General features: G+C 45.6%; 20 protein-coding genes. 1 reads left to right on the top strand and 19 read right to left on the bottom strand.

The genetic code is table 11. From position 1 onward, the window contains the following. Positions 1 to 47: 47 nt before the first annotated feature. Positions 48 to 980, top strand: coding sequence for a 4Fe-4S binding protein (locus BN1002_RS08310; RefSeq protein WP_048824534.1), 933 nt, complete (start codon positions 48 to 50; stop codon positions 978 to 980). Between the two features lie 67 nt (positions 981 to 1047). Here the strand turns inward: BN1002_RS08310 and BN1002_RS08305 are convergent, their stop codons facing one another. The 19 genes from BN1002_RS08305 to yfmF form a co-directional block, all read right to left on the bottom strand. Next, positions 1048 to 1590, bottom strand: a complete 543-nt coding sequence (locus tag BN1002_RS08305) for an outer spore coat protein CotE (RefSeq protein WP_048824533.1) — start codon at positions 1588 to 1590, stop codon at positions 1048 to 1050. A gap of 189 nt (positions 1591 to 1779) precedes the next feature. Next, positions 1780 to 2238 (bottom strand): YlbF/YmcA family competence regulator, encoded by a 459-nt coding sequence (locus BN1002_RS08300; protein ID WP_048824532.1) that lies wholly within the window; start codon positions 2236 to 2238, stop codon positions 1780 to 1782. Between the two features lies 1 nt (position 2239). After that, positions 2240 to 3802, bottom strand: coding sequence for a tRNA (N6-isopentenyl adenosine(37)-C2)-methylthiotransferase MiaB (miaB, locus tag BN1002_RS08295; RefSeq protein ID WP_048824531.1), 1563 nt, complete (start codon positions 3800 to 3802; stop codon positions 2240 to 2242). A gap of 487 nt (positions 3803 to 4289) precedes the next feature. Continuing rightward, positions 4290 to 4610 carry a hypothetical protein gene (locus tag BN1002_RS08290; protein WP_048824530.1) on the bottom strand — a complete coding sequence of 107 codons (321 nt, stop codon included), beginning with the start codon at positions 4608 to 4610 and terminating at the stop codon, positions 4290 to 4292. 47 nt (positions 4611 to 4657) lie between these two features. After that, entirely contained in the window at positions 4658 to 5524 is an 867-nt protein-coding gene (locus BN1002_RS08285) for a 2-oxoacid:ferredoxin oxidoreductase subunit beta (RefSeq protein ID WP_048824529.1), read from the bottom strand. After that, positions 5525 to 7258, bottom strand: coding sequence for a 2-oxoacid:acceptor oxidoreductase subunit alpha (locus tag BN1002_RS08280; RefSeq protein WP_048824528.1), 1734 nt, complete (start codon positions 7256 to 7258; stop codon positions 5525 to 5527). A 297-nt stretch (positions 7259 to 7555) separates the two neighbouring features. Further along, positions 7556 to 8494, bottom strand: a complete 939-nt coding sequence (locus BN1002_RS08275) for a dipeptidase (RefSeq protein WP_048824527.1) — start codon at positions 8492 to 8494, stop codon at positions 7556 to 7558. 128 nt (positions 8495 to 8622) lie between these two features. Then, positions 8623 to 8883 carry a stage V sporulation protein SpoVS gene (gene spoVS / locus BN1002_RS08270; RefSeq protein ID WP_010193268.1) on the bottom strand — a complete coding sequence of 87 codons (261 nt, stop codon included), beginning with the start codon at positions 8881 to 8883 and terminating at the stop codon, positions 8623 to 8625. Positions 8884 to 9055: 172 nt separating this feature from the next. Then, a complete protein-coding gene (locus BN1002_RS08265) occupies positions 9056 to 9853 on the bottom strand; it encodes a TIGR00282 family metallophosphoesterase (RefSeq protein WP_048824526.1) in 798 nt (265 codons plus the stop codon). A gap of 121 nt (positions 9854 to 9974) precedes the next feature. Next, the gene (gene rny, locus BN1002_RS08260; protein ID WP_048824525.1) at positions 9975 to 11537 is read right to left on the bottom strand and encodes a ribonuclease Y; all 1563 of its coding nucleotides are present in this window, start codon (positions 11535 to 11537) and stop codon (positions 9975 to 9977) included. 243 nt (positions 11538 to 11780) lie between these two features. Next, positions 11781 to 12824 carry a recombinase RecA gene (gene recA, locus BN1002_RS08255; RefSeq protein WP_048824524.1) on the bottom strand — a complete coding sequence of 348 codons (1044 nt, stop codon included), beginning with the start codon at positions 12822 to 12824 and terminating at the stop codon, positions 11781 to 11783. Positions 12825 to 13094: 270 nt separating this feature from the next. Continuing rightward, positions 13095 to 14345: a competence/damage-inducible protein A gene (locus BN1002_RS08250; RefSeq protein ID WP_048824523.1), complete on the bottom strand. Its 1251-nt coding sequence runs from the start codon at positions 14343 to 14345 to the stop codon at positions 13095 to 13097. A 28-nt stretch (positions 14346 to 14373) separates the two neighbouring features. Further along, the gene (pgsA, locus tag BN1002_RS08245) at positions 14374 to 14952 is read right to left on the bottom strand and encodes a CDP-diacylglycerol--glycerol-3-phosphate 3-phosphatidyltransferase (RefSeq protein ID WP_048824522.1); all 579 of its coding nucleotides are present in this window, start codon (positions 14950 to 14952) and stop codon (positions 14374 to 14376) included. A 56-nt stretch (positions 14953 to 15008) separates the two neighbouring features. After that, a complete protein-coding gene (locus BN1002_RS08240) occupies positions 15009 to 15914 on the bottom strand; it encodes a helix-turn-helix domain-containing protein (protein ID WP_331386304.1) in 906 nt (301 codons plus the stop codon). Between the two features lie 12 nt (positions 15915 to 15926). Then, on the bottom strand, positions 15927 to 16721 hold the full coding sequence (locus BN1002_RS08235; protein WP_048824520.1) for a DUF3388 domain-containing protein: 795 nt from the start codon (positions 16719 to 16721) through the stop codon (positions 15927 to 15929). A gap of 148 nt (positions 16722 to 16869) precedes the next feature. After that, a complete protein-coding gene (locus BN1002_RS08230; RefSeq protein WP_048824519.1) occupies positions 16870 to 17127 on the bottom strand; it encodes a DUF3243 domain-containing protein in 258 nt (85 codons plus the stop codon). 75 nt (positions 17128 to 17202) lie between these two features. Continuing rightward, the gene (gene ymfI, locus BN1002_RS08225) at positions 17203 to 17928 is read right to left on the bottom strand and encodes an elongation factor P 5-aminopentanone reductase (protein ID WP_048824518.1); all 726 of its coding nucleotides are present in this window, start codon (positions 17926 to 17928) and stop codon (positions 17203 to 17205) included. A 70-nt stretch (positions 17929 to 17998) separates the two neighbouring features. After that, positions 17999 to 19288, bottom strand: a complete 1290-nt coding sequence (gene yfmH, locus BN1002_RS08220; protein WP_048827834.1) for an EF-P 5-aminopentanol modification-associated protein YfmH — start codon at positions 19286 to 19288, stop codon at positions 17999 to 18001. Next, entirely contained in the window at positions 19275 to 20567 is a 1293-nt protein-coding gene (gene yfmF / locus BN1002_RS08215; RefSeq protein ID WP_048824517.1) for an EF-P 5-aminopentanol modification-associated protein YfmF, read from the bottom strand. Before yfmF ends, yfmH begins: the two co-directional genes overlap by 14 nt. Positions 20568 to 20587 lie beyond the last annotated feature (20 nt).

The raw sequence follows: 20587 nt of genomic DNA, 5'->3' as shown, positions 1-20587 counted from the left end.
CTATGCCCGCGAGTTACAATGTAAGAAAAGGGCTGGAGGTTTTGCACATGGGTATGTTGACAAATTGGCTTGAGAGTTTGGCGTACGAAATTGAAATATCCTCAGCATGCCTCCGGCTTCAAAGTCCGAAAAGCGGATGTATGAAATGCGGCCAATATTGTCCGGAAAAAGCAATCACATTCACTGGCCGTGAGGTAAAAATTGATAGCGAATCGTGTACGAACTGCGGACAATGTGTACCAGCCTGTCCAGTCCAGGCGATTTCCGGCAAATCTCCGGAAAGGACCATTGTAAATGATACATTGCTCATTGAAGAAGGCCTTTTTCCGCCATTCCAGGAACTTCTCTATTTTTGCAAAAGAGGCATCCGGAAAATTTACTGCAGCAATCAAGTAGTCCCCGATGCTCCGGTCATTGATGAAGTCCAATCGCTACTGGGCGAAATGGGCTTTGAGCCAATTGCCATTTTAGACTCATTGCCCTCTCCCGCCGAGGAACGGGTTGCCACAAGAAGATCGTTTCTACTCAACGCTGCATCTGAAGGCCGGAAGCTGGCGGCTGCGTCTTTCGCGCCAGCGAAGTGGAAATTCAACCAGGACCAATTTAACCTTGTTTCGATGTTTCCAGGCTTCTCGCTTTATGAAGTCCATATCAGCCAGGAACGGTGCACCCTGTGTGAAGCTTGTTTTAAAATGTGCAAGCAGGAAGTCTTTATGCTCCAGGACGGCATCTTGTCAGTCAAGCACAGTTCATGCAATGGCTGCAAACTTTGTACGGATGTGTGTACTGCCGGAGCGGTTAATCCCGTCCAAAAAGCCCACAGTTCAGAGAAGATGGAACTGGGGGTTGAGCGTGTTGCATGCCGTGATTGCAGCAGTCCTTTTTACACATGGAGAAGTAGTAATTCCAATACGGACGCCAAATGCCCTGTATGCAAAACCAGGAGCGAAAAGGGCTACCTCAATCCATTTGGCGACTGAAAGGCAAGGCGCAGGCCTTGCCTTTTTGTTACAAAGAAAAACTAGGAAGGAGTCTCCCTAGTTGTGATTATTCTTCTTCCGATCCTACAAGGAAATCGGGGTTTATTTCTTCGAATTCGTCATCATCTACGTCGAGGTCCCATTCATCATCGCAGTCGCAACCGTCGTGGACAATCCTGACGCATATTTTTGTTTCGCCAATCACTTCCACAGCGAATTCCCTCTCGACATGGACAACAATTTTATTTCCGCCCGGTGAGATGACAGCCTCGCAGCAGTTCGGCTGCTGGACGACTTTAGCGATGATCCCGTCATCATCGATGCAATCTTTGTCCCGGTATTTAAGCTTGATGACATCCGTATAACGGACTCGCTCAGTGACAACTTCTGTTTTTGTATTTTCGTTGTACGAGTACCATAAGTTGACGTCAAAGTGGCCATGTATTTCAACCGTTTTGCCAGATTTCTTTGCTTCATATTTATGGTTGATAATCCAGCAGCCAAGTATGCTAGATGGATTATGTGCCGGACAGATTGTATGTTGGGATTTGGTAAATTTATGGCCCTTTGCGACGACCGCTTTGGTAATAATCTCTCTGTATTCTCCCATTCGAGCAAACCCTCCTCATTCAGTTTCACTTCATCCTATGCGTTCGTACAGACTTGGGTGCACTTAAAATATTGCTGCATTGGATAAATAGTTAGGCATGCTTCATCATATGCAAAATGCCTATGTTTGTGACTGGATGTGGAGATTAGGGGCAAAAAGAAAACAGGCCCGCTTGGGGGCCTGCACTCATCAACGGCTATGTTCGTGTTCTTCTTCGTGGGTATGTCCGCAGCTGTCGCCTTTATTAACTGCGGCGCCTGTTTCACCGCGCAGGACATCACCGCCGGTTGATTCGATGACGATGTCTGTCACTGTGTTGGAAACCGTAGATGCGATCATTTGAAGAAGTTCGTTCACTTCGACTTGTGATTGCTTGAAATCCTGGACGACCGGAATTTCATCCAGCTCCCTTTCAAGGGAGGCAATTTTGTCTTCCACTTTTTTAAGTGCTTCAGGCTTTCCGTAATGCTGGAGGTTGACCGCCTGTTTTTGAAGACCTTTTATATCTGCAATAAGCGCGCTTACCTTTTGATTTTCATGGATATGAGCTTCCGCCCGCTTAAAAAAATCGACTTCGTCGGTTTGAGCGATCATTTCCGCCAATTCTTTTGCCCGTGCAATAATATCATCTTTTGTATACTTCGCCATTTTAATTCACCTCTGCCAGTGGTTCAGCCATCTCGGCTGGTTGTAGCATTTCCCCGTTTAATGACCATGTCTTTGCATCAATAATCTTTACCTTGACAATTTTGCCAATGGACGATTTTGGCCCGATGAAATTAACCAGCTTATTTTTATCTGTATATCCGGCCAGAACATCCGGATTGTTCTTGCTTTCGCCTTCGACCAGGACGTCAACGGTTTGGTTTACATAAGGCTTCATTGCTTTAGCTGACAGCTCATTCACAAGGCTATTCAAGCGCTGAAGGCGGGCCTTTTTCACTTCCATCGGTACATTATCGACCATTTTTGCGGCCGGAGTTCCTTCCCTTGGCGAGTAGATAAAGGTATACGCCAGTTCAAAGCCGACTTTTTCATAAAGGGTCATCGTTTCTTCGAATTGCTCATCTGTTTCATTCGGATATCCGACGATGATGTCCGTTGTCAAAGCGACGTTTGGAATAGCAGCCTTGATTTTACCGACCAGCTCAAGATACTGTTCCCGTGTGTATTTACGTGCCATAATTTTCAATACCTCGGTTGAACCCGACTGGACCGGAAGATGGATGTGGGGCATTAAATTTCCGCCCTTTGCAAGAACCTCTATGAGGCGGTCAGTAAAGTCCCATGGATGGCTTGTTGTAAATCGGACACGCGGAATATCGATTTTGCTGATATCTTCAAGCAAATCGCCGAGGCCATAATTGATGTCCTCCAAATCCTTGCCGTAGGAGTTGACATTTTGGCCAAGCAGGGTGACTTCCTGATAGCCCTGTGCGGCCAGGTGGCGCACTTCCTGGATAATGTCCTCCGGCCTGCGGCTCCGTTCTTTACCGCGGGTGTAAGGAACAATGCAGTATGTGCAGAATTTATCGCAGCCGTACATGATGTTGACCCAGGCTTTGATATTTCCACGGCGGACTTTCGGAAGGTTTTCAATGACGTCCCCTTCCTTTGACCAAACTTCCACAACCATTTCCTTAGCCATATACGCCTCGCTCAGGATATTAGGAAGCCTATGGATATTGTGTGTACCGAAAATCATATCGACATGCTGGTACGTTTTCAAGATTTTATTGACGACGGACTCTTCCTGGGACATACATCCGCAAACCCCAATCAACAAATCAGGGCGCTCCATTTTCAGCCCTTTCAGATGGCCGAGTTCACCAAATACCTTGTTCTCCGCATTTTCGCGGATGGCGCAGGTGTTCAGCAAAATGACATCGGCGTCCTCTGTCGTTTCGGTAGGCTCATAGCCAAGCGCCATAAAAATGCCGGCCATGACTTCGGTGTCATGTTCATTCATTTGGCAGCCGTAAGTGCGGATATAAAACTTCCTGCCATCTCCCATGCCACGGAACTCTTCGGAAATTGAAAAATCATCATGATATTTCACTTCTTCCTTGCCGCGCTTTTTGGCATCCTTCAAGGAAGGTGGAACAAAAACGGTCTCGAAATATTTGCTGTAATCCTTGACGGATTTTCTGTCCGCAGAATTATTTTTGCCATTAATTTGATTGGATTGATCTAAACGCTGATTTTCGTTCATCTCTTTCTCCTTTCTGAGAAGAATAAAAAATAATATTTGTTTTTTAACATACAACTTAACATTATAAACGTTACAGGAAAAACAAACAATATAATATAGATGCTCTCACCTTCAACAAACTAATAACAGCCAAGGTTTTTAAACTTTCCGATTCCGGTGAGTTGATATTTCTGTCAGGTTTTTTTGACTAAACCAAAGGGCAAGAGTTGATACAATTACAACTCTCGCCCTTCTATCATTACAATTTAATTGACGACTGCCTTTTAATGATTGGCTATTTATTAAACGTAACTGATTTTAGAATATTTTTATAGGTTTCCAAATGTTTATCTACATTTTCTGGTTTGGCACCATAAGAATAGATGTAAGCCTTTTGATTGTAGATAACGGCAGATTGTCTCAATATTATTCCATTATCTGCGGTAGCAATCAACTCATTCCATTCTATGTCATTTTGCGTAAAATAACGTTCTTCTGTGTAATTATATCATTCCTTTAGGCTCATCTCATTGGGTAATGTTTCAACCTCTAAATTAAAATTGCTTCCATCTTCATTTAATAGGTAAGCAACAACTGGATAATCTTGTTCACCAACATCCAACTCCTGGACATCGCTTGGATAACTGAATGTCGCGTCTTCTAACGTTGTCTGAGAAAGTTGTACTTTTTTTGGCTCGTTTTTAGAAGTCTCTTTTGAAGTATTTTGAATACCGCCAGTACGGGCACAGAGATTCCCTCTCTCAGCCCAAAAAGAAGAAAAATCCTTAAACCGGTCACTGACAAGCTGGATAAAAGCCTTTCCAACCATGCAAAAACACCCCAAGAAACTTGGGGTGTTGGCATGTGGCTTAAAGATTACATGAATTCAGCGACTAGCTTATCGAAATGCTCCTGATCGAGATTCAGGTCCGCATCCGCAAGCGGTGTTGCAGAATAACCATTAATCAGCTCCTGATAGGACTGGCGCTCCGTGTTCTGGTAAATCAGGCCGGTAACAAGGCCTTCATGCTTCATGAGAGTCTGCATAGCCTGTTCACGATTGTGAGGGTCATAACCTTCAATATCGCTCAGCTTTGTCAGATTTTCTTTAAACCAGTCATAAGTGTTGATTTTATTATATGTCACACACGGGCTGAAAACGTTGATCAATGAGAAGCCTTTATGTTTAATGCCGGCTTCGATTAGGGCAGTCAAGTCCTTCAAGTCAGTTGAAAAGCTTTGCGCGACAAAAGTGGCGCCTGCTGTCAGAGCCATTTCCATCGGAGCGATTGCTTGTTCAATAGAACCCATTGGTGTGGATTTCGTTTTGAATCCAGCGGCAGATCTTGGCGATGTCTGTCCTTTTGTCAATCCGTAAATCTGGTTGTCCATGACAATATAAGTGATGTCGATGTTGCGGCGGATCGCATGGATGGTATGTCCCATCCCGATTGCGAAGCCGTCTCCATCTCCGCCGGAAGCAAGGACAGTCAAGTCGCGGTTAGCCATCTTCACACCCTGTGCAATCGGAAGGGCGCGTCCATGGATTCCATGGAAACCGTATGAATTGATATAACCGGAAATCCTGCCGGAGCAGCCGATTCCTGAAATAACAGCAAGTTGTTCCGGCTCGAGGCCAACGTTGGCAGCCGCGCGCTGGATGGCAGCCTGCACAGAGAAATCACCGCAGCCTGGGCACCAGTTCGGTTTTACATTATTGCGGAATTCTTTAAACGTTGCCATTTAGAACAACTCCTTGCTTTTTGTGTAGATTTCATTCGGTAAGAATGGATTTCCATCGTATTTAAGTAAATTGAACATTTTGTCGGCATGTCCAACATTCATTTTAATGATATTGGCAAGCTGGCCGGTTGCGTTGTTTTCAACAACCATGATTTTCTTTGCCGATTTGAAAAGCGGCAATACTTCGTCAGCCGGGAACGGATGAATCAAGCGGATATGCGCATGATTCACTTTATGGCCTTCGGAGGAAAGACGGGATATCGCTTCTTCAATCGCCCCTCTTGTCGAGTTGAAGCCAACAATGAGAAGGTCAGCTTCTTCGTGCGGTGCGTTGACATGAACAGGTGTTTTGAACCGGAGGTTTTTAACTTTCCGGAAACGCTTATCCATTTGCGCGATGCGATTGGTGGCTGATTCAGACGGTTTACCGGTTTCATCGTGCTCTACGCCCGTAACATGGTGGATACCATTTTTCATACCAGGAACGACACGAGGTGAAACGCCATCTTCAGTCACTTCATAACGCTTGAAGTAGCCTTTATTATCAATTTCCGGAAGCTCTTCCGTCACAAGCTTGCCGCGGCGGATTTCAATTTTGCTGAAATCAAGTGGTTCAACCGTCTGTTTCCCAAGGGAAAGCTGAAGATCGGAAAGAACGATAACCGGACACTGGTATTCCTCGGCAAGGTTCAGCGCCTCCGCCGTATCGTAAAAAGCTTCCTGGACCGTACTTGGAGCGATGACGATCTTAGGGATTTCCCCATGTGTTCCATAGATCATCTGCATCAGGTCGGATTGCTCCTGTTTTGTCGGCAGGCCAGTCGATGGGCCTCCGCGCTGTGTATCAATGATGACAATTGGTGTCTCAGTCATTCCCGCGAGACCAATCGCTTCCATTTTAAGGGATAACCCAGGGCCCGCAGAAGCTGTGATGGCGCGTACTCCCGCATAGTTTGCTCCAATGACCATCGTTGCCGCAGCAATTTCATCTTCTGTCTGGATGACGGTTCCGCCAAGCGGTGGAAGCTTCTTGATCAAATATTCCATGATTTCGGAAGCAGGCGTGATTGGATAGGCAGCCATGAAACGGCAGCCTGCCGCGAGAGCCCCTAGGGCAATGGCATCGTTTCCAATCATGAACAGCCTCTTTTTGCCGTCTGCTTTCTCAAGCTGCATCGTACGGATACCAGCAAGCTGTTCTGTCATAAAGTCATGGCCAGCCTGAATCGCTTCCATGTTCTTTGCGACAACCTGGTCGCCTTTGCGGCCGAATATTTCGCGTACAACTTCTTCGAACACAGGAATATCGAGGTCCAGGACCGCCGTGGTTGCACCGATGGCGACCATGTTTTTCATCAGCGATGTCCCTAGCTCAGTAGCGATTTCCGTAAATGGAACCGCGTACAATTCTGCCTGTGTGTCTGCCGGCTTTTGCGGATTAAACTTGGCGTCAGCAAGAATGACTCCCTTGCTGTGCAGCTCCTTATAATTCAAGTCAATGGTTTCTTGGTCAAATGCCACCAGGATATCCAAATCATCGGAAATGGATCTTACCTGTGTCGTGCTTACCCTGATTTTATTATTTGTATGGCCACCCTTAATCCTCGAAGAGAAATGGCGATACCCATACAAGTAATAACCGAGCCGATTTAACGCAATTGCAAAAATTTCGCCTGTACTTTCAATACCTTCCCCTTGCTGCCCTCCAACTTTCCAAGAAAGTTGATTGATCATGCTTTACACCCCTTTGGATATGTAAAAAAATATTAGTATGGCTTTCAATTAAAAGTGTAGCACTTTTCCAAATAAACACCTAGAAATCAGCTTATCTTACAAGGATTTACGACTAACGGCACTTTATCTGGTAGGGTACTAAACGCTATCAATTCTAGACCTATGTGAACAAAAATGCAACCCTTTGTGGCATTTTCGTGTCTAAAATTTGAATATTTTTTCAGCATTTTATTTTACTAGACTAATATGGCTGTAAAATAAACTTCTTTGCCATTCTTTCACTGTTTTTGGAGTTTTTTACGGTAGTCTTTTTTCCATATTTTTATACAAGAATTTTTCCACTTGTATTTCAGAATAATATTTTTGCAGCTCATTAATAAGGTTTTCATATTCAGCCATTTCCGTTAAATTCACGACAGTTTTATCTATACCATCAAAGTCGGATCCAAATCCCACATGATTTTCCCCGCCAATAGAACAAATATGATCCAAGTGGTACATGACGTCACTGATTGTTGCGTCCTCTGCGCTTGAAAGGAAATAAGGAACAAAGGTTAGTCCCATGACAGAATCCCGCCTGATTAAAGACCGGATCTGGTCATCCTTAAGATTGCGCGGATGCGGGCACTTTGTGTATGAATTGGAATGTGATGCGATTGGAAAGTCAGCGAGTTCCATGACATCCCAAAATCCCCTTTCAGACAAATGGGAGACATCGCACCAGACCTTTTTTTGGTTAAGGAGGTCTACGACTTCCCTTCCGAACTTTGTAAGTCCCCGGCCCCGTTTTTCCTTCACTCCGTCCGCTACTGCATTTGCCCAATTCCAGGTAAGGCCTACTGAGGAAACACCATAGTCAAGCAATGCTTCGAGTTTTCCGATATCCTCTCCGATTGCATCGCAGCCCTCAAGGGTTAGCATGGCCCCTACCTCATCCTCCTTTAATTGGCCAATCTCATGCTTGGTCCTTACCTGGACAACACTGCTGGAGCCGCCAATGACTTTTTCGTGGAAAATCCGGGCCATTGCTTCCGCTGCAGTAAATTTAGCTTCCTGTTTAATTTCCTCAGGAATATAAATGGCAAAGCATTGCACTTTAATCCCCGCTTTTCTTATCCCATTCAAATTTGCCTGGAGGCTTGATGAGCTTTTGAAATCAATCGACTTGTCCTCGTACATTTTTAATAAAGCATCGCAATGAGCATCGAAAATTTTCACCTTAACGGCCCCTTTCATTTACATCCTGCTATATCATTCTATTTTTTGCACAAAAAGACCTGCTTGAAACTGTCCAAGCAGGTCTTTTGCCGAGGTAAAGATCGATTTTTTGCTTTTTTCAAAAGAAATGTGTTGCGGCCAAATCTTTATCTTGGCTCAACAATCAGCTTTATAGCTGTACGTTCTTCCCCGTCAATTAGTATATCTGTAAAAGCAGGGATGCAAATCAGATCGACTCCGCTAGGCGCTACGAATCCTCTTGCAATCGCTACTGCCTTTACCGCCTGGTTCAGCGCGCCTGCACCAATTGCCTGGATTTCAGCCCCGCCCCGCTCACGCAGGACCCCGGCAAGCGCACCAGCTACAGAATTAGGATTAGATTTTGCTGAAACTTTTAATATTTCCATTCCTAGCTCCTCCTCGTATAATCCCGATCCCGCATGAGCAGCTCATGGACAAATCAGGTATATATCATTCCATTCATACTATATTCATGGACGATGGGACATATTCCGACTTGGAGTACATTTGCCGTATGCATTCTTTTTCAAAAAGATTTCCGAGCGGCACCAGGCATGCTTAAGAATAAAACGGTTGATCGCTGTTAATTTGGATCCGCTCAACTTTCTTTGCCTTCCCTGTTTTACGGTCCAGTTCAAACAAAACAGCCGATAGCTGGGCAGGCCCTTCTTTAGATACCTCAAAGCGGACAGGCATGGCGGTCAAAAACCTTTTCAGGACAGCATCCCTTTCGACGCCCAGAATCCCGTTATAAGGGCCTGTCATGCCGACGTCGGTGATAAAGCCCGTCCCTTCCGGCAAAATCCGATTATCGGCCGTCTGGACGTGCGTGTGTGTCCCTACTACTGCGGAGACCCTGCCATCCAGGTACCAGCCCATCGCAAGCTTCTCACTCGTGGCCTCAGCGTGAAAATCCACAAAGATAAAAGGCGTTCTCGCGCTTGCTTCCTTTACGAGTTCATCTGCTTTTCTGAACGGACAATCTATGGCCGGCAAAAAAGTCCTTCCCTGCAGATTGATGACGGCGACCTCTAATTCATTCAGTTTCAAGTAGACAATTCCTTTGCCAGGAGTGCCTTCCGGGAAATTCGCCGGTCTGGCCATATATTTGGCGCTGTCAATAAACTCATGGATTTCGCGATTATCCCAGGCATGGTTTCCCAGTGTGACAGCCTGGGCCCCCAATTCCAGGAATCCCTTGTAAATCTGCCCGGTAATCCCTTTTCCGCCTGCAGCGTTTTCTCCATTGATGATGGTCACATGAGGCCTGTATTTCTCTTTCAGCTTCGGCAAATACTCCTTGACCATGTCCCTGCCTGGTGAACCAACCACGTCGCCAATAAATAAAATATTCATTTTTAAACCTTCCGTTCTACTGTTTGTTTTTATCATTGTAACACATCGGTGAGCCCTTTAATCGCTCCAGCCCAGCGTGAGAATAAAAAGACAGCGGCTTTTTGGCCGCTGTCCATTCTTCTTATTTCGAATATTCGACTGCCCGGGTTTCACGGATGACCGTTACTTTAATATGTCCCGGATAATCAAGTTCCTCTTCAATCCGTTTCCGGATGTCCCTTGCCAGCCTATGGGCGGCTAGATCATCAATCGCTTCAGGCTTGACCATTATCCTCACTTCGCGGCCTGCCTGGATCGCGAATGACTTCTCTACGCCATCATATGACTCGGAAATCTCTTCAAGCTTCTCAAGCCTGCGGATGTAATTCTCAAGGGTTTCGCTCCTCGCCCCTGGGCGCGCGGCAGATAATGCATCTGCGGCGGCAACCAGTACTGCGATGACGGAAGTTGGCTCGACATCGCCATGGTGGGAAGCAATGCTATTGATGACAACCGGGTGTTCCTTGTACTTTGTCGCAAGCTCCACACCGATTTCAACATGGCTGCCTTCCACTTCGTGGTCGATTGCCTTGCCGATGTCATGGAGAAGACCCGCCCTGCGGGCAAGTGTTTCATCCTCGCCAAGTTCGGCGGCGAGAAGACCTGAAAGCTGGGCTACTTCCATAGAGTGCTTCAGGACATTTTGTCCATAGCTTGTACGGAATTTCAAGCGGCCCAAAATTTTGATCAAGTCAGGATGCAATCCATGAACTCCGACTTCGAACGTTGTTTGCTCCCCGATTTCGCGGATGTGCTCATCCACTTCACGGCGCGCCTTGTCGACCATCTCTTCAATCCTTGCCGGGTGGATGCGTCCATCCTGCACCAGTTTGTCCAGTGCGAGGCGGGCTGTTTCACGCCGAATCGGATCGAAACCTGATAATATAACGGCTTCAGGAGTATCGTCGATGATTAGGTCAATACCTGTCAGAGTTTCAAGAGTCCGGATATTCCGGCCCTCACGGCCAATTATACGGCCTTTCATTTCATCATTCGGTAAGTTGACAACTGAAACTGTCGTTTCTGCCACATGGTCGGCAGCGCAACGCTGGATTGCGAGTGAAAGGACTTCCTTCGCCTTCTTGTCCGCTTCTTCTTTCGCGCGGTTCTCAGTTTCTTTGATCATCATGGCCATATCATGGGCAAGTTCTTTTTCCGTTTGGTCCAAAATAATCGATTTAGCTTCTTCCCTCGTCAAACCGGAGATTCTTTCTAGCTCGGTCTGCTGGGCCCGTACCAACTCGTCCACTTTGCTTTCCATCTGTTCAATATGCTGTTGTCTTTGGTTAAGAGAATCATCCTTTTTCTCTAAAAGGATATCACGCTTATTAAGCGTTTCATCCTTCCTGTCCAAATTTTCTTCTCTTTGCAGCAAACGATTTTCTTGTTTTTGCAGTTCATTTCTTCGTTCCCGAACCTCACGTTCAGCTTCTGTGCGAAGCTTGTGAATTTCATCCTTCGCTTCAAGCAGCGCTTCCTTTTTGGATGCTTCCGCATCGCGCTTCGCATCATCAAGGATCAGGGCAGCTTCGCTTTTAGCTCCTGCCACCTGCTTTTCCGCAAAGGACTTACGAATAAAATAGCCAACAACCGCACCGACGAATAGGCCAAGCAAAGCGGAGATGGTGATAGTAATAGGGTCCATCGTTACACCTCCTCTTGCTATGAACTTTTGTTACTTTTTCAAGTGTCGGCATGTACATTGTGATTCAACATACAGCAAGCACCAAGGCTTTTAACATGTAAAATTACCAAAAATGTAAAATATACAATGTTAATTGTAAAGCTGCAAATATTCATTGTCAAGGTTTTGTCCACTAGCTGTTCTCAATATATGGAATCTGTGTATCAAAAAAGCAAAGCCGGCCGGGCTTTGCTTTTTTCGCAATTAATCAATCAATTCAAACTGTTCTTCATCTTCGTCATTTTCAGTGACGACTTTTTCGCCGTCCAAGCCGTAATGGTCACGGATTTTTTGCTGGATCTGTTGGCGGATTTCAGGGTTTTCCTTCAGGAATGCCTTGGCATTTTCCCTTCCCTGTCCAAGCCTTTCTTCATTGTAGGAATACCAGGAACCGCTCTTCTGGACAATATCAAGCTCGGAGCCAAGGTCGATGACCTCACCTTCCTTGGAAATTCCTTCGCCGTACATAATGTCTACTTCTGCTGTCCTGAATGGAGGAGCCACCTTGTTTTTCACAACTTTGATCTTCGTCTTGTTCCCAACCATTTCCGTGCCTTGCTTCAAGGTTTCAGCGCGGCGGACTTCCAGGCGCACAGTTGAATAGAATTTAAGAGCGCGGCCGCCAGGCGTTGTTTCGGGATTTCCGAACATGACGCCGACTTTTTCGCGGATTTGGTTGATGAAAATCGCGATGGTCTTCGATTTATTAATCGCCCCTGACAACTTGCGGAGAGCCTGGGACATCAGGCGGGCCTGCAAACCTACGTGCGAGTCGCCCATCTCCCCTTCTATTTCAGCCTTTGGAACAAGTGCTGCGACAGAATCGATGACGATAATATCGACAGCGCCGCTTCGGACAAGCGCTTCGGCAATTTCAAGGGCCTGTTCGCCTGTATCTGGCTGGGAAAGAAGCAGTTCATCAATATTGACACCAAGTTTTTGCGCATAAGTGGGATCAAGGGCATGCTCGGCATCAATAAATGCCGCCTGTCCGCCGGAAGCTTGGACTTCAGCAATCGCATGAAGTGCCACTGTCGTTTTACCGGAGCTTTCCGGTCCGTATATTTCAATAATGCGCCCCCTAGGATATCCGCCTACCCCAAGCGCGGTATCAAGGGCGAGAGAACCGCTCGGAACTGTGGAGATCCTTTTGTCGGTTTGTTCTCCGAGTTTCATGATGGATCCTTTACCAAACTGTTTTTCTATTTGCTTTAGGGCCATTTCTAAGGCAGCCTGACGATCACTCACTGTGTTTCCTCCTTAAAATCATATATAAAAGCATAAGCTATTGGCTTAAATCTAGCAAATTACTTCTATAAATAATATACTATTTCCCAATCCATTTGTCCAGCAAAAATACGAACATTTATTCGATTTTTTCTTAAGCATAACGAACGCCAAAAAGTTCAATTCCATCTCTCAAACAAAGATTTTTGGCCAATACAGCGGGTTGAAATTAAAATCTTCGTTTATATTCTGAACTTTTCCCCACTCGCTGTCAAAAGAAAAGGAAGCCGGTTAGGCTTCCTTCAATTCTTTCAATTTTTTCAGTAAAAAATAGCATCCATATTTGACGGTTCTGATTCGGTTGGCGGCCCTTTCACCTCCGAGGTTAAGTTTCTCCACAGAAGCGGGCTTTCCATTGATGGCGATTCCGATATAAACCGTTCCGACCGGCTTCCCTTCAAGCTCATCCGGTCCCGCTACCCCGGTAAAACTGATGCCTATGTCGGCATTCATCAAGGAAGCAACATTTTCTGCAAGCTCCGCGGCGCATTGAGCGCTCACAACTCCCTTATTTTCGATTGTTTCCTTTTTGACACGGAGCACGTTTGCTTTGACTTCGTTCGTATAACAGACAACTCCGCCCTTCAAGCTGCCTCCTGCTCCCGGGATGCTTGTAAACTGTTCCTGGAACATGCCCCCGGTCAAGCTTTCAGCAGCTGAAATCGTTAAGCCACTGTCTTTTAATTCCTTCGCCACTTCCTTCATCAGGGAAGTATCGTCATATCCATAAAAATAGCTGCCTACTTTGCCGAGGATTTTTTCCTCCAGGTCATCCAGCATTTCAAGAGCACTTTCCAAAACTGAATGTTTCGCAGTCAGCCTTAGCGTCACCTCTCCTTCAGAGGCGAGCGGGGCAATTGTCGGGTTGCTCTGGCTGTCTATCAGGTCTTCTATTTCATTCTCCAGGAGAGCCTCCCCGATCCCAAAGAAGCGAAGTACCCTTGAAACAATCTGTTCCTTGTTTGAGATCCTGCCGGCAAGTGCAGAAGCACCATATGTAAGGAACATTGGTTCCATTTCGCTTGGCGGGCCAGGAAGAAGCATATATAATTTTTCCTCTTTTTTAACGACCATACCAGGTGCCATCCCATGGTTATTGGGCAGGACTTGTGCCCCTTTTACGACAAGGGCCTGTTTACGGTTGTTTTCTGTCATTTCCCTTTTTGTCCGCTTAAAGAAAAGCTCAATCTGTTCCATGGCGTTTTCATCCATTTCAAGCGAGGTTCCCAAGTGGGAAGCGATCGTTTCCTTTGTCAGGTCGTCCTTTGTCGGACCAAGTCCGCCTGTTATGAGGATTAAATCCGAGCGATTTTCAGCGATTTCCAACGCTTGCTTCAACCTGCCGGCGTTATCCCCTACCACTGTATGGTAATAAACATTGATGCCGATTAAGGCAAGCTGCCCGGAAAGAAAGCGGGCATTCGTGTTGTTGATCTGGCCAAGCAGCAGTTCTGAACCCACTGCGATGATTTCTGCATTCACCTATTCATCACCTTCAAGTGTGCAAGCTTTATTTTGAGTTTTTAAACACATGCATATTTTTTGCAAAATAATCCCAGCCGGACCATACCGTAAAGATGAGCGCGACCCAAAGAGCAATATCCGCAAATGGGATGGAGACCATTTCAAAAATGATGTTGTGGAGCAAAAGTGCTGATATGGCAACAATCTGGGCCCAGGTTTTAATCTTCCCCAGCATATTCGCTGCGACTACTTCTCCACCTTCTACAAGAAGAAGCCTTAGGCCAGTTACGGCAAATTCCCGGCTGATAATGAGGATGACAATCCATGATGGAGCTGAGCCCATTTCCACAAGGACAATGAGCGCCGCAGAGACTAAAAGCTTGTCGGCAAGCGGATCAAGGAATTTCCCCATATTTGTCACCAGCTTGAATTTCCTCGCATAATAGCCGTCAACCCAGTCAGTCGAAGCGGCGATGATGAACAGCAGCGCGCCGACAAAATGAGCAACAGGAAGAGTTACCCCCAAAAGGGTCATATCTCCCCATTTAAACGGGTCCAGCATGATAATTAGAAATAAAGGAATTAACAAGATTCTTGATACAGTAATTTTATTAGGCACATTCATTTTTCTTTCCTCCAGGTTTGGCAGGGGCGTGAAAAAATAGTCATCAAAAAGGATGACTATTCATTCCCCTTAATATAACGGATGGTAATATTTTGAGTGACTTTTTCGGCAGCCGGAATCGCGTATTCAAGCTTTTGCCCGTTTACATAAATTTCGGTATCTACCGTCTTGCCCACTCTGATGACAGCTTCCGTTTCATTCGAAAAATCGAGTGTTTCGCTGTCTTTTTTGCCGACTGCCAGCATTCCCCGGAAGAAGGATTTTCCTGTGCCATTATTAATACTTACCCAGGTTTCTCCCGTGGAAACGACTTTCAGTTCGAATTTCTCGGCATTTTTCAGTTCGTATGTTGAGTTGTTCCCAGCTGATTCAGCAACGGCCAGTTCCTGAGCGGGGGTTTCAGGTTCCTCGGTTTCCTCTTCCGCTTTTTCCTCATCCTCTTTTGAGCCGCTATCCTTGCCCTTATCCGTTTCGTCATTCTTCTTCTCGGTTCCTGGCGGCTTAACAATCGTTGCCGGTGGGGTGTCACTTCCTTTATCCGAGGTGGAATTCTTATCCCCGTAGTTTTGGACTAAATAATATATGAGTGCGGCAACGCCAATAATGAGCACCCACATCAATATTTTCGGAAAGACTTCAAACAGTTTCGAACCGCTGTCAGGCAGCCCCTTCCTCGACTTGACCCTTGAAAGCTGCTCCGGCAGGTCTTGCTTGTAGGCGGATGGAATTTCAGCCTTATATGTATCAAAGATTTCATCCGGCTCGAGGCCCACTGCTTCACTGTATTGCTTAATAAATGCGCGGACGTAAAAATCTCCGGGCATGCTCGAATAATTTCCTTCTTCAATTCCGGATAAATAGCGTTTTTGAATTTTTGTTACAGCCTGCAGATCATCAAGACTCAAGCCTTTCGCAAGCCGCGCTTCTTTTAGCCGGTTTCCTAGTTCAGTCAATGTAAACACCTTCCAACTTTATTAAAAATCGAAATCTCCAAAATCCGATGCGGGGAACATTGGATTTTCCTGATCAACGACCTCGTACGTTATCTCTTCATCCGCATGATTGCGGAGTTCAATTATATAATCGAAGTCCTCCATTGTATACTCGGAATTCCTTACGAATATATCAGGATGCTCAATCACCTTGACGGCAGGAAGCCTCATAATTTCCCTGACAAGCTGCCAGTGTTTTTCATTGGCTCTTTTTGTGGAAACTATCCCGTCCAGGATAAAGATATTGTTCTCGTTGTATTCATCCTGTATCAGTTGGTTCCTGATGGTCTGCTTTAGGAGTGTGGAAGAAACAAACAGCCATCTTTTATTGGCGCATACACTGGCGGCTACGATGGATTCTGTTTTACCCACCCTTGGCATCCCCCGGATTCCAATGAGCTTGTGCCCTTCCTGTTTATATAATTCCGCCATGAAATCAACGAGGACACCAAGTTCGCTCCGGACAAACCTGAACGTCTTTTTGTCATCGGCGTCACGCTGAATATATCTTCCATGCCGGACAGCGAGCCTGTCACGAAGCTTCGGCTCCCGGATTTTTATTAATCTTATTGTATCCATTGTATGTAAAATCGACTCAAGACGCTGAATCTGATCATCGTTTTCGGCAAGGATTAAAAGTCCCCTTCTTCCCTGGTCGACTCCATTGATCGTAATGATATTAATGGAGAGCATCCCAAGGAGGGAAGAAATATCGCCCAGCAGGCCGGGGCGGTTTATCCGGATTTCATACTCCACGTACCACTCTTTTTTAGCCATGGGAACCTCCTGGGTGAACTTTGTGACAAATTTCATCATATTTGTCTAAACCTATATTATATGATTTTGCTAGAAGATGAAAGGAAAAACAAACAGTTTGTGTTCAAGGTTTTACAGGAGAAAAAGAAAAAGAGAGGAGATCCTCTCTTTAACGGCTTCCATTATTCTGGACTAGTTTCACCATCATGTTGGCAATTGCCTGCTGCTCATCCTTATCTGCAACAGACCATAAATCGGAAAGAATCCTTTCCTGCTCGTTTTTCGGCTCTACCTGGTTTGCAAGGTAGTCCCCAATCTGGTAGGCAAGGTCTGAGATTACATTTTTGCTGACTCCCTCATCCTGTGCCTGGTGCAGCCTGTCGGCGAGAAAATCCTCCCACTGCTTCCAATTATCGAGAATAGACATCCTTTTCCCTCCTTATTTGTAATACAGCTTTAGTTTTCCGGTGTGAAGGAGGAAATATACGCGATTTACATGAAATCAGGTGTACCAGCCGCCGTTGATTGATAAAATTTGTCCTGTAATATATGTCGCCTGGTCTGATACAAGGAAAACAACCCCATTGGCTACTTCTTCTGCCCGCCCAAGCCTTCCCATTGGGATATCATCCGCTATTCGATCCAGTTCGGATGAGGTGAATTGATTGAGCATCGCGGTTTCCACAGCGCCTGGCGCCACTGCATTGACCCTGATGCCACTTAGGGCAAGCTCCTTGCCAAGTGCTTTAACAAAGGAAATTTGCGCTCCTTTCGCGGCAGAATAGGCCGCTTCGCACGCTGCTCCTGTCTGCCCCCATATCGAAGAAATGAAAACAATGCTTCCGTCCTTTTTTGCCAGCAGTTTTGGCAAAAGGGCTTTAGTCAAAAGGATAGGATTCAGGACATGGACATTAAAGAGCATCCCCGCCTCGTCATCAGTTAAATCCTGAAAAAGGCCGGAAACCGCAATTCCGCCACAATGGATAATAACATCAAGACTAAAAATATGCGGTACGATGGCTTTATACCCACCCGCTTCTCCAAGGTCCGCCTGAATCGGATAGTACTCCCCCTCAAACTTTCCGGCTAATTCTGTGATCAATGTGTCCACCGAATTTTTATTACTATTGTAGTGGACATATAAATTAAACCCTTTTTCCGCCAGGGCATAAGCAACGGCTCTTCCAATGCCGCCGCTCGCCCCGGTAATCAATGCGTATTTATTCATGGCTCTCCCCCAGCATTCTCTTTTCAAAAAGGCGAAAAAAGCGCCAGGTCCCGGCGCTCTTTTGATTTTATTACTTACTTGCCGGCACAACCTGGCATACGGTAAATCTTTCTTCTTCAAACAGCTCTTTTGCGGCCTCCTGAATATCGTCTAGTGTCAGCTTCTCAAGGACAGGCACAACAGAAAACAAATCCATTTCATTAAAGGCATATCTAGTGAACTGATTGGCAATGTACTCTGGCGAATTGATTGCCCTAAGGAATGCGCCAATCTTTTTCCGCTTTGCCCTCTCCAACTGTTCTTTCGTAAAATGGCCTTCCTTTGCCCCTTCTAAAATAGTCCGGAGTTCATTAGCAAGTTCATCGGGACTCGCTGTGTCCCCGCCCATCATCGCGAAGCCGAAACCATGTTCCTGTGTGTAATCAAATGAGAAGGTCTCATCAATCAATCCATTATCATAGAGGCGAATGTAAGAATCCGAGCTTTTCCCAAAAAGCATTTCCAGCAGCAGATTGATGGATAACTCCTGGGTGAGCATATCCTCGCCACTCGTGCCAACGCTGTCAGCTTTCAGCCCAACAAGGCATTTGGACGTCTGGACATTCATCTTCAAAACCTGCTTCTCCCTTGCCACGCCTGATGGTTCCTGCGCAAATTTCCGGTCTATTTCCGATCGGTCACTGAATTGTTTCTTCGCCTGATTTTCCCTGACCTGGCGCATGATTTCTTCCGGCGAGACAGGGCCGACAATGAACAGAAGCATATTTGAAGGATGGTAAAACGTATTGTAGCATTCATAAAGCATATCTTTGTCAATCTTTGCGATTGATTCGATTGTGCCGGCGATATCGATTTTGACAGGATGGTTATGGTACATATTCTCAATCAAACCGAAGTATAGGCGCCAGTCAGGATTATCATCGTACATCGTAATTTCCTGCCCGATGATGCCTTTTTCCTTTTCCACTGTCTTTTCGGAAAAATACGGGTCTTGGACAAAATCGATCAGCGTTTCAAGATTCTCTTCCACCCTGGAGGTTGAAGAAAAAAGGTAGGCTGTTCTCGTAAATGAGGTAAATGCGTTTGCAGATGCTCCCTGCCTGCTGAATTGCTGGAATACATCGCCATCTTCTTTTTCAAACAGCTTATGCTCAAGGAAATGGGCAATGCCATCTGGTACATTGACAAACTCATCCTTGCCAGGAGGCTTGAACGTATTATCGATGGAACCATATTTTGTGGTGAATGTGGCATAAGTTTTATTGAACCCGTTCTTTGGGAGGATATATACGTCCAATCCATTTGGCAGTTTTTCATAAAAGAGCGCTTCGCTAAGCTGCTTGAATTCAATTTTTTCCACCATTGGCCGCCTCCTTTCCTGTCAGAAAATAAATGGTGTCAAGATCGATCTTCTGTGCAACCGCTGTGACTTCCTCGCGGGTTGTCTCTTTCATTCCATCAATCCAGTTATCGAGCGGAATATCTTTTCCTGCTGCTACATTATGGTAAAGTACTTCGATAATCCCACGGTTCGTATCTATTGTCTCGAGGATCTGGTTTACAATAACAGCCTTGGTTTGCTCCAGTTCTGCTTCGGTAAAATCGCCTTTTTTCATCGCATCCATTTGTTCAGCGATAATTCCTACTGCCTGTTCATAATTTTTCAGGTCAATCCCCGACATCACCATCATCAGCCCTTTATGGCTTTCCAGCCTGCTGGCTGCATAATAAGCAAGACTTGCCTTTTCACGCACATTGATGAACAGCTTCGAGTGGGAGAATCCCCCGAAAATTCCGTTGAATACTTGGAGCGCGTTATAATCAGCATCACCGTAGTAAATATTCGTTCTATAGCCGATGTTCAATTTTCCTTGTTTGACGTCCTGTGGTTCTTTGACAACCTGGACGTCATCACGCTTAAGTGGAGATGTTTTAGGCGATGCCGCTGGCTCCCTTTCGCCAAAGCTGAAAAGTTCACCTGCCAGCTTTTGCGCTTGTTCTTCTGCGATATCGCCAACCACATACAGGTCCAATTCGTCCTCAGCGAGTGACTTTTGGTAATACTCGTATAAGCCTGCTGGAGAAATCGTTCCGACATCTTCCTGCCTGCCATTGACATTGATCGCGTATGGTTCACCTTTGTACATTTCTTCAATCAGCCTGAAATTGGAATAGCGCATTTTATCATCATAAGTGGATTGGATCCTCTGTTTAAGAGTACGCTTTTCCTTTTCCACTGTGGCGGAATCGAAGCCGTTTTCTGTAGTTAATGGATTTAGAAGGATTTCCTTCAGAAATTCGAATCCCTTCCTTAGAAGCGGAGATGAATCGGAAAGAAATTTCTCATTTGCGATTTCCAGAAAAAAAGTGATGATATGGTAATCACCTTTTTTCGCAAGATCGGCATAAAGGACGGCCCCATAAAGTTCATCAAGATATGCCCTTAACTTCGTGGTCGTCGGGTATGCGGCCGAGCTGCTTTGCAGGACATGGGGCAGCAGTGCCCTCATAGTTGCATCTCCTTCGTTTAATGGAGCCTTCATCTTAAAGACGATAGCATTCGTTTTATATTTTTCCGTTTTCACGACATGGAGCCTGAAGCCCTCCATTGAAAACGTCCTTTCGGGCAAAATTCCCATGGCCATAACCTCCCTTTTTA

Origin of the sequence: Bacillus sp. B-jedd (genome assembly GCF_000821085.1) — a bacterium.
Lineage (GTDB): Bacteria > Bacillota > Bacilli > Bacillales > Cytobacillaceae > Bacillus_D.
The sequence above is the reverse complement of the archived record's forward strand: the minus strand, read 5'-3'. Positions and strand labels throughout refer to the sequence as shown.

Excerpts from the sequence above, each read along its gene's own strand:
- BN1002_RS08310 (WP_048824534.1), top strand. The coding sequence starts at position 48 with ATGGGTATGTTGACAAATTGGCTTGAGAGTTTGGCGTACGAAATTGAA.
- BN1002_RS08305 (WP_048824533.1), bottom strand. The coding sequence starts at position 1,590 with ATGGGAGAATACAGAGAGATTATTACCAAAGCGGTCGTCGCAAAGGGC.
- BN1002_RS08300 (WP_048824532.1), bottom strand. The coding sequence starts at position 2,238 with ATGGCGAAGTATACAAAAGATGATATTATTGCACGGGCAAAAGAATTG.
- miaB (WP_048824531.1), bottom strand. The coding sequence starts at position 3,802 with ATGAACGAAAATCAGCGTTTAGATCAATCCAATCAAATTAATGGCAAA.
- BN1002_RS08290 (WP_048824530.1), bottom strand. The coding sequence starts at position 4,610 with ATGGTTGGAAAGGCTTTTATCCAGCTTGTCAGTGACCGGTTTAAGGAT.
- BN1002_RS08285 (WP_048824529.1), bottom strand. The coding sequence starts at position 5,524 with ATGGCAACGTTTAAAGAATTCCGCAATAATGTAAAACCGAACTGGTGC.
- BN1002_RS08280 (WP_048824528.1), bottom strand. The coding sequence starts at position 7,258 with ATGATCAATCAACTTTCTTGGAAAGTTGGAGGGCAGCAAGGGGAAGGT.
- BN1002_RS08275 (WP_048824527.1), bottom strand. The coding sequence starts at position 8,494 with ATGAAAGGGGCCGTTAAGGTGAAAATTTTCGATGCTCATTGCGATGCT.
- spoVS (WP_010193268.1), bottom strand. The coding sequence starts at position 8,883 with ATGGAAATATTAAAAGTTTCAGCAAAATCTAATCCTAATTCTGTAGCT.
- BN1002_RS08265 (WP_048824526.1), bottom strand. The coding sequence starts at position 9,853 with ATGAATATTTTATTTATTGGCGACGTGGTTGGTTCACCAGGCAGGGAC.
- rny (WP_048824525.1), bottom strand. The coding sequence starts at position 11,537 with ATGGACCCTATTACTATCACCATCTCCGCTTTGCTTGGCCTATTCGTC.
- pgsA (WP_048824522.1), bottom strand. The coding sequence starts at position 14,952 with ATGAATGTGCCTAATAAAATTACTGTATCAAGAATCTTGTTAATTCCT.
- BN1002_RS08235 (WP_048824520.1), bottom strand. The coding sequence starts at position 16,721 with ATGGCTAAAAAAGAGTGGTACGTGGAGTATGAAATCCGGATAAACCGC.
- BN1002_RS08230 (WP_048824519.1), bottom strand. The coding sequence starts at position 17,127 with ATGTCTATTCTCGATAATTGGAAGCAGTGGGAGGATTTTCTCGCCGAC.
- ymfI (WP_048824518.1), bottom strand. The coding sequence starts at position 17,928 with ATGAATAAATACGCATTGATTACCGGGGCGAGCGGCGGCATTGGAAGA.
- yfmF (WP_048824517.1), bottom strand. The coding sequence starts at position 20,567 with ATGGGAATTTTGCCCGAAAGGACGTTTTCAATGGAGGGCTTCAGGCTC.